10 protein-coding genes are annotated in these 13367 nt (G+C 46.1%); 3 read left to right on the forward strand and 7 right to left on the reverse strand.

What is annotated here, in order from left to right:
* Positions 1 to 46: 46 nt before the first annotated feature.
* The 6 genes from rodA to purD form a co-directional block, all read right to left on the reverse strand.
* Positions 47 to 1333 (reverse strand): rod shape-determining protein RodA, encoded by a 1287-nt coding sequence (gene rodA / locus ACDQ55_RS01510; protein WP_420979258.1) that lies wholly within the window; start codon positions 1331 to 1333, stop codon positions 47 to 49.
* Positions 1334 to 1363: 30 nt separating this feature from the next.
* On the reverse strand, positions 1364 to 3301 hold the full coding sequence (mrdA, locus tag ACDQ55_RS01515) for a penicillin-binding protein 2 (RefSeq protein ID WP_420979259.1): 1938 nt from the start codon (positions 3299 to 3301) through the stop codon (positions 1364 to 1366).
* Between the two features lie 52 nt (positions 3302 to 3353).
* Positions 3354 to 3863 (reverse strand): rod shape-determining protein MreD, encoded by a 510-nt coding sequence (locus ACDQ55_RS01520; protein ID WP_420979260.1) that lies wholly within the window; start codon positions 3861 to 3863, stop codon positions 3354 to 3356.
* On the reverse strand, positions 3860 to 4747 hold the full coding sequence (gene mreC / locus ACDQ55_RS01525; protein WP_420979261.1) for a rod shape-determining protein MreC: 888 nt from the start codon (positions 4745 to 4747) through the stop codon (positions 3860 to 3862). Before mreC ends, ACDQ55_RS01520 begins: the two co-directional genes overlap by 4 nt.
* Before the next feature lie 81 nt (positions 4748 to 4828).
* Positions 4829 to 5851 (reverse strand): rod shape-determining protein, encoded by a 1023-nt coding sequence (locus ACDQ55_RS01530; protein ID WP_420979262.1) that lies wholly within the window; start codon positions 5849 to 5851, stop codon positions 4829 to 4831.
* A gap of 297 nt (positions 5852 to 6148) precedes the next feature.
* The gene (gene purD / locus ACDQ55_RS01535) at positions 6149 to 7426 is read right to left on the reverse strand and encodes a phosphoribosylamine--glycine ligase (protein ID WP_420979264.1); all 1278 of its coding nucleotides are present in this window, start codon (positions 7424 to 7426) and stop codon (positions 6149 to 6151) included.
* Between the two features lie 172 nt (positions 7427 to 7598).
* On the opposite strand from purD, the gene ACDQ55_RS01540 reads away from it, so the two are divergent.
* The 3 genes from ACDQ55_RS01540 to ACDQ55_RS01550 all read left to right on the forward strand — a co-directional run bounded on the left by ACDQ55_RS01540 (position 7599) and on the right by ACDQ55_RS01550 (position 12119).
* Positions 7599 to 9314 (forward strand): peptide MFS transporter, encoded by a 1716-nt coding sequence (locus ACDQ55_RS01540; protein ID WP_420979265.1) that lies wholly within the window; start codon positions 7599 to 7601, stop codon positions 9312 to 9314.
* Positions 9315 to 9433: 119 nt separating this feature from the next.
* The gene (locus tag ACDQ55_RS01545) at positions 9434 to 11482 is read left to right on the forward strand and encodes an OPT family oligopeptide transporter (protein WP_420979266.1); all 2049 of its coding nucleotides are present in this window, start codon (positions 9434 to 9436) and stop codon (positions 11480 to 11482) included.
* Positions 11483 to 11606: 124 nt separating this feature from the next.
* Entirely contained in the window at positions 11607 to 12119 is a 513-nt protein-coding gene (locus tag ACDQ55_RS01550; RefSeq protein ID WP_420979267.1) for a hypothetical protein, read from the forward strand.
* A 41-nt stretch (positions 12120 to 12160) separates the two neighbouring features.
* Here ACDQ55_RS01550 and ACDQ55_RS01555 read toward each other — a convergent pair whose 3' ends face one another.
* On the reverse strand, positions 12161 to 13366 hold the full coding sequence (locus tag ACDQ55_RS01555; RefSeq protein ID WP_420979268.1) for a DUF1501 domain-containing protein: 1206 nt from the start codon (positions 13364 to 13366) through the stop codon (positions 12161 to 12163).
* Between the last annotated feature and the right edge of the window lies 1 nt (position 13367).

Raw genomic sequence — 13367 nt, forward strand, 5'->3', positions numbered from 1 at the left:
CAAAGTTAGCCTATAACAGCGAAATTCTTGCAGCACCCCTACCCTATTACCTCAGCACCATCTGCCGGTCGGCATCCAGCCTAAGCAGGATAAATACCAACATGGTAAAGGTCATTAGGGAGGAACCACCGTAACTCACCAATGGAAGAGGAATACCGATCACAGGAGCAAGACCGATTGTCATAGAAATATTGATGGCCAGGTGGAAGAAGATAATACTGGCCACCCCATAAGCATATACCCGGGTAAAGGTCGATCGCTGTCGCTCTGCCACAAAAATGATCCGGAAGAGCAAGGCCACATAGATGGCTAAAAACAAGACACTGCCGAAGAAGCCAAAATCTTCTCCTACAGTACAGAATATAAAATCAGTACTTTGTTCAGGCACAAAATCGTAACGGGTTTGGGTACCTTTCAGATAACCTTTGCCCCAAAAACCACCGGAACCAATGGCAATCATACTTTGACGGGTATTGTAAGTGGCTTTGGGATCATTTTCCTTGCCCAGCATTACTTCAATACGGCGTACCTGGTAATCCTTTAATACTTTAGTAAAGGCAAAAGGCACAATAAACATCACAAACAAGGCACAAAAAGCATACACCCCCAAGATAATGGCAAGCCTGGATCGCTTTCGCTTGATTTCCCGCCGGCTGAAATAGATGACCAATGCGGTGACCACCGTAAATATGATAAACAGTACTGTTTTATCTACTAAAAGGGCAGAGAGCACCAACACAATTCCTGAAAAGGCAATGACCAGTAATACACCTGGCAAACCTTCCCGGTACATCACCAGGAAAAAGGAAAAATATACCAGCGCTAACCCCGTTTCGTCCTGTAATATGATAATACCCGCAGGTATCAGGGCAAGGGATGCCGCGATAAGCCGCGATCGTAATTTCGTAAAATCGGTTTCCTGCGACGACAAGTACTTGGCCAGGGCCAGATTGGTACATAACTTCGTGAGTTCGGCCGGTTGAAACTGAAATCCTCCCACTACCAGCCACGAGTGCGACCCTTTTACATCTTTTCCTATCCCCAATACCAGCAATAATAACAATAATCCACCCAGGTACATCAAGTTGGCAGTAGCCGTAAAGAATTTACTGTCTGTAAGCCAAATGATAGCTGCCAGCACCAACGATATTCCAAACCAGATCAACTGGCGGGTATAGTTCTTACTTGGATGGAGGATATCTTGCCAAATATTGTCATCTCCCCTGTATTCCGCAGCAAATATGGACATAATGCCTATAATCACCAATGCGAGGTACAGGCCTACTATTGGCCAGTCGATACCTTGTGTTAGTTTGGCTTGCGAGCGGTTCATTGGTATTAAATCGGTTTATTCGATGATTGGTTAAGGCTTTTTCTTTTTTACTATAGCATTACTGTTCAATGAATCCAGGTGAGATTTCGCCAACATAGCTGGCTCTATCGTTACTGTTTCCATTACTGATTTCAACAGCGGCTGACGTTGGGTAGAGATACTGTCTCTTAAATATTTCTCCATCATCAGACTGGCAATAGGGGCGGCGTATTTAGCTCCAAAACCCGAATTTTCTACGATAACAGCAATAGCAATACGCGGTTTTTCGGCAGGGGCAAAGGCCACAAACAAGGCATGGTTTTTTAGTTTGGTCCTTACGCCGTTGATAATACCGTAGTTTTCCGCAGTACCGGTTTTACCTCCAATGGTAATACCGTCTATCTGAGCCACCCGGCCGGTACCATTTTCCACCACATCGGTCATACCATGGATTACGGCGCTGTAGGCAGAATCGGAGATATGCGCTACGTCGTGTCTTACTTTGTATTTATCCAGCATGTGGGTATTATCGTTATCGATACTGGCCACAAAATGCGGGATATAATAGGAGCCACGGTTAGCCACAATACACATAGCATTGGCCATCTGTAGTGGAGTTAGCAACAGCTCACCCTGTCCGATACCCAGAAATACAGAAGTACAGGAATTCCAGCTCCCCTTGTATCTAGCATCATAATATTTTTTATCCGGCACCAGCCCCCGGCCTTCGCTGGGGATATCGATCCCGATTTTATGGCCGAAGCCAAAATTATTCATGTAGTCGGCCCACTTCTGCATACCTCCTACCCGGATACCCCCAAATTTCGCAGCATCCACGCTCAGCCGGTATACATGCGAAAAATACGAGTTACAGGAGTGCGATAAGGCCAGCCGCAGGTTAGCCGCATGCCCCGGATCATGGTGCTCACACTTAATAGGTCTGGAGCAACCATAATAGGCGCCGCCACAAGGATAACCAAAGCTCGGAGTAATAACGCCCTCATCCAGTCCCACTAATGCAATCATCGGCTTAAAAGTAGAGCCAGGCGGATAAGTTGCCTGGATGGCGCGGTTAAAAAGTGGCTTAGTGGTATCGGTATACAGCTTGTTGAAGTTAGCGCTACGGTAAGGGCCTGTTAGTAAGTTAGGGTCAAAGCTTGGGCTGCTCACCATAGCCAGGATACCACCGGTTTGCGGGTCTATGGCTACAATACTACCCATTTTGCCCTTCATGAGCTGCTCTCCCAGGATTTGTAATTCAACGTCAAGGTAAAGCCGCAGGTTTTTACCTGCTACCGCCGCACTGTCGAATTCCCCGTTTTCGTATGAGCCCTGTGGCCTGTTAAGGTTATCCTTGATGAGGTATTGTATGCCCCGCTGCCCCATCAGCACCGGTTCATATGTTTTCTCCAGGCCGGTAAACCCGATATAGTCCCCTGAGCTGTAAGCGCCGTAGTTGGCCGTATCTTTCAACATCGCCGGGGATATTTCCGCAATATACCCAAGTATATTAGAAGCGGCAGCATAAGGATAAGACCTGATCTGCCGGGGTACCAATTCAAAACCGGGCTGGAAAAGGTACATACTCTCCTGCAGCTGCCCGAAAACTTCCGGTGCCAGCAGGGGAGCAAAAACAGATTGCCTTACGCGGCCATTTTTTACGATAGCGTTTAAAATACGTTTCTTGAATTCTTCCTTATCTATTTGTAAGATCTTACAGAGATAGGCAGTATCAATATTCTTTGCGCTGGCGGGCGTTACTACGAGGTCATATAATACATCGTTACCGAGAATACTCCGGTTTTGCCGGTCGTAGATAATGCCCCGGCTGGGATATATTACCTTGCGTAGCACAGCGTTGGCATCCGCTAGCTTGGCATATTTCTTTTCCACTATCTGCAGAAAGAATAACCTGGTGATGATCAGTAAAACCATCCCAAGTATAATCATCTGTATAACTCTCTTCCTGGGCTGATTAAATACTGACATGCTATTAAGGACGGACTATTTTATTTTACAAACCTACGTTAAAAAGCATAAATTATTTCTTCGAGAAGAACAACAATTCATACAGTACAATCAGGAATAAGCTGGCCAGTGTAGAAAATACAATCTTCATGATGAGATACAATGGATTACCCGTTCCAAATACTTCCAATGTAAAAAATACAGCATGGTGCAGGAACACCAGGATAGCGGCATAGATAAGGAATTGAGACACCCCCATACTGGTCATGGAAGGTGTTTTCTGGGTTGTTTCAAAACCTCCCTGTGGCGATAGGACGTTGATGACAAACGGACGCAGATAAGCAATAAATACGCAGGCAGCGGCATGCATGCCGGGGGTATTCATAAACATATCCAGGGAAAGCCCCATCAGCAGCCCCAGCAACATCAGTGCAGGGCGAGGCAGATTAAAGGGCAGCGCCAGAATAAAAAGCATGTACAAATAGGGGCTGACCAACTGGTGCAGCAATATTTCATTGAGCACAAACACCTGTATCAGCAACAGGAGTACAAAGCGGATGATATTTCTTAACAGTATACTCATTTAATCAACTTATACGTTGAATCTTCCAATCGTTGTTGTTCGTCTTTCAACAGGTTTTCTATCACATATACGTATTGGAGGTTAAAGAAATTGGTGGCCAATTTCAACCGGATCGTGTATGCAGTGCTCGCTTTATCGCCCACGGCAATGTTTTCTACATAGCCGATCGGAATATTTTCAGGGAACAGCGCAGAGAAACCGCTGGTGACTATGGTATCACCTTTATGTACTTTGGCGCTTTTAGGCACGTCTTTCATGAGCGCGTAGCCTGCGTCTTCGCCATCCCAGTGTACCGACCCCATTTCCTTGCTCTGTCCGAGACGGGCGCTGATGGATACGGAGTTCGACTTAGAAAGCATAGAAAGCACCACAGCGTAGTTGTCGCTTACGCTTCTCACCACGCCCACCACGCCGCTACTGCTGATAACGCCCATATTTGGACGGATGCCCTGCAGGCTGCCACGGTGAATAGTAATATAGTTGATAGGCTTATTAATAGAATTGTTGATCACTTTGGCGGCGAAATACTCATAGCGGCGGATCTGGGTACTGATCACGCGGTGCATGGTATCATCGCTATATTGGCGGAGTGTATCCGTTTTGATACCATTAGAGGTGATCATGCTGTCGTAGCTGCTGCGTAAGGCATTGTGCAAGCGCATATTCTCATTCACCAGGCTATCATTAGTAGATTTGAGGTGAAAGTAATACTGTACATTACTATACTTGTCGTATAACTTACCGCTGATATCGTTGGCAGAGCTCAAGTAGGCTGCCCGCTGAAAGTTGTTGTGCTGGAACACGAACACCAAACAAATCACTTCCAACAGCAGAAATAAGAAGAAGTTAAAATATCGCCTTAAGAAAATGATTAGATTTCGCACAAGCGCGCAGTGATTTTGAGATTCAGGCATTTACGGACCTTTAGTTCCGTAGAGCTAAAGGTCCGTAAGGCCAAAATGAATTTATTGCATCAGGAAGGGGTATTTACCTACATGCTTGAGGGCAATACCGGTTCCTCTAACTACCGCACGTAACGGATCGTCCGCTACATGCACCGGCAGCTTGATTTTTTGAGTAAGGCGTTTGTCCAGACCACGCAGCAGAGCGCCACCGCCGGTCAAATACAATCCTCTCCGGTAAATATCTGAAGCCAGTTCCGGAGGTGTGGTTTCCAAGGCTTTCAGAATAGCTTCTTCGATCTTAAAGATAGACTTATCGAGGGCTTCCGCGATTTCCTGGTAAGATACCATGATCTGTTTGGGGATACCAGTAACCAGATCTCGTCCGTTTACAGGAATATCGTCTGGTGGGTTGTCTAGTTCTTTCAGGGCAGATCCGATATGTATCTTGATCTGTTCTGCGGTCCTTTCACCGATCAGCAGGCTATGGTACCGGCGTAATGCTTCCATGATATCGGCGGTAAACTCGTCACCAGCGATACGGATACTCTGGTCGCACACAATACCAGCCAGAGCGATCACCGAAATACCGGTGGTACCACCCCCAATATCGATGATCATGTTACCTACTGGTTCCTCTACATCGATACCAATACCTAAGGCAGCAGCCATAGGCTCATGGATCAGATATACCTCTTTGGCACCGGCCTGCTCAGCGGAGTCACGTACAGCTCTTTTTTCCACTTCCGTAATACTGGAAGGAATGCAAATCACCATGCGCCAGCTAGGAGCAAACAACGGTTTCTTTGGGTAAATCATTTTTATGAGTTCCCTGATCATGCCCTCAGCGGCATTAAAATCCGCTATCACGCCATCTTTCAGGGGACGTATGGTACGAAGATATTCGTGTGTTTTTTCGTGCATCATCATGGCCTTCTTTCCCACGGCCACAATTTTGCCACTAGCCCGTTCGATCGCTACAATGGAAGGCTCGTCCACTACCACCTGGTCATTATGAATTATCAGCGTGTTCGCTGTACCAAGATCAATCGCGATTTCCTGCGTTAATAAATTAAAAAATCCCATTGTTGATACGGTCAAAAATTAGAATGCAAAAATGAATAATTCCAACGAATATACGATGCAAAAAATGGATATTCTTGCAATAATACTCCTAATTATTAAAAAAACTTATTTGTTGTGCAAACGACAGCGTAACTGCTCTCTTTATGCGCTGACCATACAAACGGAAATGCTCCGTTTTTTTAGTGTTCCCGTGCCTAAATTATGCGCTTACAGTCTCGCTTTTCAATTGTTCTTTACCCAGACCTCCTACTGGCTATTAACTTTATCCATTAGCTGCCGGCAGCTAATGGATAACCACTACACAAATTCGTACCCGATATCACGACGGTATACCTTGCCCTCAAAATTAACCTGCTCTGCTGTTTGTACAGAATGAGCCAGTGCCATAGAGAGGTTGGCTGCCAGCGAAGTAACAGCCAATACACGGCCACCATTGGTGAGCACTTCATTTCCTTCCTGGCGGGTGCCAGCGTGAAATACCATCTGATCGCGCGTAGGCGCCGGAATACCGGTGATTACCTTATTCTTGTTATATGCTTCGGGGTATCCTTTGGATACCAGCATTACCGTAGCTGCTGCACGCTCATCGGCGTAAATCGTTTGTTCTGCCAGTTGACCTGCAATAACAGCATTGAACAGCTCCAACAGGTCGTTCTTTAAACGAGGCATCACCACTTCTGTTTCCGGATCTCCCATACGACAGTTATATTCGATCACAAAAGGTTCTCCTCCAACATTAATCAAGCCAAAAAAGACAAATCCGTTATAAATAATCCCTTCTGCCGACAATCCTGCTATGGTAGGGCGGATGATCTGCTCTTCCACCTTTTCCATAAAAGCCTGGTCTGCAAACGGAACGGGAGATACGGCGCCCATACCGCCGGTATTCAACCCCTGATCGCCCTCTCCGATGCGCTTATAGTCTTTCGCTTCGGGCAAGATCTGGTAAGTATGCCCATCAGTGATGGCAAATACAGACAGCTCTATTCCAGCCAGGAATTCTTCTATCACTACCACTTTACTAGCGTCCCCGAATTTAGCGGATTTAATCATCTGTTCAAATTCTTCTACCGCCTCTTCATAAGTGGTAGCTATTACCACTCCCTTGCCAGCCGCTAATCCATCGGCTTTTAATACAATTGGTAAGGAGTGCTGCTGAAGATAAGCCACTCCTTCATCATAACTATGTACATTAAATTCCCGGTAGGCAGCCGTAGGAATCCCATGCCGCTCCATGAAAAGCTTGGCGTATGCCTTACTACCTTCCAGCTGCGCCCCTTCCTGGGAAGGTCCCATCACCGGGATATGCTGCAGGGCGGCGTCTTTCTTAAAAAAATCATAAATCCCGTTCACCAGGGCCTCTTCAGAACCAGGTACTACAAGATCTATGGCATTATCGAGGCAAAAAGCTTTAATCTTATCAAAATCACTGACTCCCATGTTGACATTCTGGCCGCATTGGGCAGTACCGGCATTGCCCGGCGCTATAAATAATTGCCCACAGAGGGTACTTTGAGACATTTTCAGGGCCAGTGCGTGTTCCCGACCACCACTTCCAAGTAATAATATGTTCATATGAATTGCCTAATAAAATGCAGAATGCGAAAGAAAGTGCAAAGAAAGTTTAAAAAAGCGCAAAAAATGAGCATTTAACGCATTTTTTTACAGAGATAACCGATTTTATTTATCTTGCCGCATTTAGAGGTTCTCGAAATCTGAAACAACTATTGCTAAAACTAACCAATTTATGATGCAAACCGCTGTTGCACAAGAGTTGCCTGTTGCCTCGCAAAAAGGTCACCCTAAGGGACTCTCAGTATTATTTGCCACGGAAATGTGGGAACGGTTCAATTTTTATGGTATGCGGGCGTTGTTAACGCTCTTCCTGGTAAATGCATTAGCTTTCTCCGAAGCAGATGCTTCCTATATCTATGGCGGCTTTTTAGGCCTTTGCTACCTTACACCTATGCTGGGCGGATATATTTCCGACCGTTACCTCGGTAACAGAAACTGTATTTTACTAGGGGGCTTTGTGATGGGAATAGGACAGCTTCTCATGGTGATCAGCGCCACAATGTATGCTAACAATGTGGAAACTGCCAAACTCATGGTATGGTCAGCCCTGTTTGTGATCATACTGGGCAACGGCTTTTTCAAGCCTAATATCTCCTCCATGGTGGGCCAGCTCTATCCAAAAAACGACAGCCGCCTGGATTCTGCCTTCACTATCTTCTACATGGGCATCAACATGGGCGCCTTCCTGGGTATGCTCATCTGTCCTATCCTGGGTGATAAAGTAGATTTTAATGGTGTAAGAATGGTAAGCGCCTTCAAATGGGGCTTCCTGGCTGCCAGCCTGGCTATGTTCCTGGGTACAGTATTGTTTTTCTTCCTGAAAGATAAGTACGTGGTAACTCCCGAAGGTAAAGCTATCGGCGCTAAGCCTGATTTTAGCAAGCCTTCAGCTGCCAGCGCAAGCGGCGAAGCTGAGAAAGCTAAATTCACCACTGGCTCTATTTTAGGTGTACTGGTACTGATGGTGGTACTGTTCTTCGGTATCCATTTCCTCTCCCTCGATCCCAATCCGATCAAATCCTGGTTGTATCCCTTTATATATGCAGCAGGTATCAGTCTCGCGGTATTGATCCTCACTGATAAATCTATTACCCGTGTAGAAAGACAAAGGATCATTGTGATCTATTTTGTGGCCTTCTTTGTGATCTTCTTCTGGGCATGCTTTGAGCAAGCCGGTTCCTCCCTTACCTTCATAGCTGATTATCAGACAGACCGTCGCCTCCTGGGCTGGGATATGCCACCTAGTTTTGTACAGAATGCCAATTCTATTTTCATTATCATTTTTGCACTGCCTTTCAGCTTCTTATGGCTGAAATTAAGCCAACGCAAACTGGAACCTATATCACCTGTAAAACAATCTATTGGCCTGGCTTTACTGGCATTAGGCTTTTTCATTATCGCCATACAAATGAAAGCACTCGGCCCTAACGAAAAGCTGGGTGTAAGCTGGTTGATCCTAATGTACCTGTTCCATACCCTGGGAGAACTGTGCTTATCTCCGATAGGCCTTTCCCTTGTGGCAAAACTGGCACCTCACCGCTTCTCTTCCCTGCTGATGGGAGTATGGTTCCTGGCTAATGCCGCTGGTTATGCCCTCGCAGGCACCCTCGGCGCCCTGTTGCCGCCAACCCTCGATAAATATAAGATCGCTACCGACAATGGTATCGACCTGAAAGGTATCCTCGACGGCACCATTACCGCTACCGCCCAGCAACTAGATAAGCTGCACGAACTGAAACTGCCTGTACACTATCCTACTTTCGCAGGATTTACGATCCACAACCTCTATGAATTCTTCATGGTGTTTGTGATCCTCCCAGGTACTGCAGCCGTACTGCTGTTCCTCTCCTCCGGCTTCCTGAAAAAATGGATGCATGGCGTAAGATAAAATCATACTAAAAGCATACATCAATTGTAGCGAAGACATAAGCGAATACACCTCGCTTATGTCTTCGCTACAATTGCTTTAGGCTTTTTCCTTATATTGAGTACCTGTAATCCTAATTTATGTCTGACAACCACTTCAAACCCTTTATACCTGCTAGCGTACGGATGAAGGAATTTACGCTCAAATCCATTTTATTGGGCTGTATCTTCGGTATCATTTTCGGCGCGGCTACTGTATATCTCGCCCTCAAAGCCGGCCTCACAGTTTCTGCTTCTATCCCTATCGCCGTTATTGCGATTACTTTAGGGAGGAAATTTTTTGGGACTACCATCCTGGAAAACAATATTATACAAACTACCGGCTCAGCAGGCGAATCTATTGCTGCCGGCGTGGTATTTACCTTACCCGGATTCCTGTTCCTGAGCAATGGAGGAGGCGATAAATATTTTAATTATATCACCATCCTGATACTGGCCATCTTTGGCGGTATACTCGGTACGCTCATGATGATTCCACTTAGAAAATCACTGATCGTAAAAGAACACGATACCCTTCCTTACCCCGAAGGCACAGCCTGCGGAGATGTGCTGATAGCCGGAGAGAAAGGGGGCGACTTTGCCAAAACAGCGTTCTATGGACTGGGCTTTGCCTTTGCCTATGCTATCCTGCAAAAAATTCTGCATGTTATTGCAGAAACGCCGGAATATATGACCAAACAGGCCAGTAAGTTTTTTCCATCCGCTAAAATCAGCGGAGACATCACCCCCGAATACCTGGGTGTAGGATACATTATTGGTCCCCGCATTGCCGGCGTACTCGTTGCCGGGGGCGTACTATCCTGGCTGGCCCTTATTCCCCTCCTGGCTTCCCTGCTGCCAGGCGATACTATAGCCACACAACTGGTAAAGATCGGCTACCTTGCCAACCTGCAAACAGCTGGCGGACAAGGCGACTGGAACCCGGTAACACATACCTTCGCCGACTATTCTTCCGCCGTATATTATGCGTACGTAAGACAAATCGGCGCCGGCGCCGTAGCTGCCGGCGGTTTCATCACCTTGCTGAAAACCATTCCAACCATCATCTCTTCTTTCAAAGGCAGCATTGGCGCCATTAAGGGTGGTGCCGATAATGCCGGTAACAAAAGAGAGATACCCAGAACGGAAAAAGATCTTAGCCTGAAAGTAGTATTATTTGGTAGCCTGGCACTGATTCTCCTAATGGCATTTCTGCCGCAATTACCAGGCGATTCTATCGGCAAAAAATTACTGGTAGGGCTACTCGTAGTAATATTTGGCGCCTTTTTCGTAACGGTGTCCAGCCGTATCGTGGGCCTGATAGGCTCTTCCAACAACCCTATTTCCGGGATGACCATCGCCACTCTGATGGGCACCTGCCTGGTATTTATTGCTGTGGGTTGGACCGGCAAGCTGTATGAACCAATGGCGCTGGTGGTAGGCGGCATGATCTGTATCGCTGCCGCCAATGCAGGTGGCACTTCCCAAGACCTGAAGTCTGGCTACATTGTAGGCGCTACCCCCATGTACCAGCAGCTGGCACTGTTCATAGGCGCTATTGTATCTTCTGTAGTAATTGGCTTAACAGTGAAGTTCCTGGATAAACCTACAGCAGACATGGTGCTGCACGGAGTAAAAGACCATGCAATCGGCAGTGCTTACTATCCTGCACCACAAGGCACGCTAATGGCTACACTGGCTAAGGGCATCCTCTCTTTTAATCTCGACTGGCAATTTGTGCTGGTGGGGGTATTCCTGTCTATCACAATGGAACTTTGTGGGGTAAACTCCTTGTCTTTTGCAGTAGGCGCTTACCTACCACTGTCTACCACCTTACCTATTTTTGCCGGTGGTGCTATCCGCGGCATTGTAGATTATAAGCAGAAGAAAGATAACAAGCATACCTCTCCTGAAGAGGATGAACTGGGCAAAGGCAATCTCTTTGCTACCGGCTTAGTAGCCGGCGGAGCAGTGGCAGGCGTGATTATTGCTATCCTGGCCGGATTCGACGGCTCAGCAGCCATATTAGCCCGGCTAAATAATCAAGATGCATTAACAAATATCCTCGGACAAGGAGGCTACTATATAATAGGCTGCGCCTTTTTTGCGTTTATGGGCTGGTACCTGTACCGCACAGCGCGCAAAGCATAATTACCAAAATATTTAAATACCGTGATGCCGGCAACAGGATGTAACTATCCCTTGCCGGCATCCTTTTTTATATTTTAAATGTTTAATTTAGCTGCGCAATAATTAACTGATTATAATATCACCTATGCGTATATTTGTTCCCATACTACTCAGTGCCATTGTACTATTGAGCATATCCTGTGAAAAGGATAAAGACGATAGCCGCCAACGGAAATTCATCTCTATGAAGCTAGATAACTATATCTATCTCTCAGAAAATCCTAAAGGCATCATTTATGTACCCAATTTTTCTGATGAAAATCCTGATAACGACTATCCCAGGATGGAAATAACCGGCCAGAGTTATAACGGAGATGTGATCACTTTTACACTGGCAACACCGGCATTACCGTTTACCCCCGGCGTATACGCAGCTACCCAAAAGGGTAATAGCATGCAAATGGTACTAAACAGCATGCTGCCCACTTCGCTCAGCTCCAATAGTTACGGCAATTTTTATATTACTATTACACGCATCGACAATATAGCCGTAGAAGGTACTTTTTCTGGCCCTTTGTATGATCTTACAGGGATAGGTGGACCAAGAATTGTAAAAGATGGAGCTTTCAGGGCAATTATTACTCAGGTAGGTCAATAATAGCAGCCAGCCGTTAGCGGCTAGCTGCTATTAACTGGCAACTATACAAAGTTCATCAACGGATATTCACTTTTCAATACAGCTTTATCGTCTGCCCCTAGCCACTTATGCAACAGTGTGGCATATACGCTTTTAAAGTCTACCTGGAACTGTAGGTCTCCGTCTTTCAAATGCAATAAATCCGGACCGTCATTGATCAAACCAGGTTGCTTTAAACCTCCGCCGATCAGGAACATGTTATTGGCCGTACCATGATCAGTTCCACCACTGGCATTCTGGCTCACTCTCCGCCCAAATTCTGAAAACGTCATGACTACTACATCCTGGAAACGGTTATTCTTTTTCAAATCACCGGTAAATACAGTCAGTGCATCGCTCAGCTGCCCAAACAGGCGGGCCTGCTGGTCTTGTTGATTCACATGGGTATCAAAACTGCCATGCGACACATAATATACTTTGGTGTTGATATCAGACATAATCAGGTTGGCAATAGTCCGCAGGTTCTTGCCCAGGTCTGTATTGGGATATGCTTCTGTTGACTGGTAGGTTTTAAACTGCTGTTGTATATAGGCCGCAGAAGAAATGGTTTCCCCCATGGTCTTATATAGGTAATCTACATTGCTATGGTGCTCATCATCGCCGGTATGCTGCCGTAAAATGTCTTTAAAATATTGATCATTGCTGGTTCCGAAAAGCCGTTTAGGATCAGTTACTGCTAATCCTTTATTGCTATCGCCTTTCAACGCAAGACTTAAAGTATCGTCCATTTCCAGTGCTTGCGTAGGCCGGTCGCAACCTTTGCATTGAGCATCCAGGTAACGGCCTATCCAACCATCCCCCCAATATTGATCGGCGTTACTGGCAGAGTGCCAGATATCCATAGACCGGAAGTGGGAACGGTCGGGGTTGGGATACCCTACGTTATTCAAGATACCCAGGGAGCCATCATCATACAAGGCCTTCAGTCCTTTCAATGCAGGGTGTATACCTAATTCATCATTTAACGATAAAGCGGCTTCCCGTTTTATACCCAATACAGGGCGCTCCCGGTAATAAATATCATTTCGGTAAGGGATAATGGTATTTAAACCATCATTCCCGCCAGACAGTTGTATGACCACGAGCACTTTATTTCCCGGAGGGGCCAGGTGGCCTCTCTCCAGGGCTTTCAAAAACTTCGGCATCATCACGGCAGCTGAAGCCAGGGAACCTACCTGTAAAAAGCGGCGTCGGTTTAAAATTAACATA

Origin of the sequence: Chitinophaga sp. 30R24, from assembly GCF_049056765.1 — a bacterium.
GTDB lineage: Bacteria > Bacteroidota > Bacteroidia > Chitinophagales > Chitinophagaceae > Chitinophaga.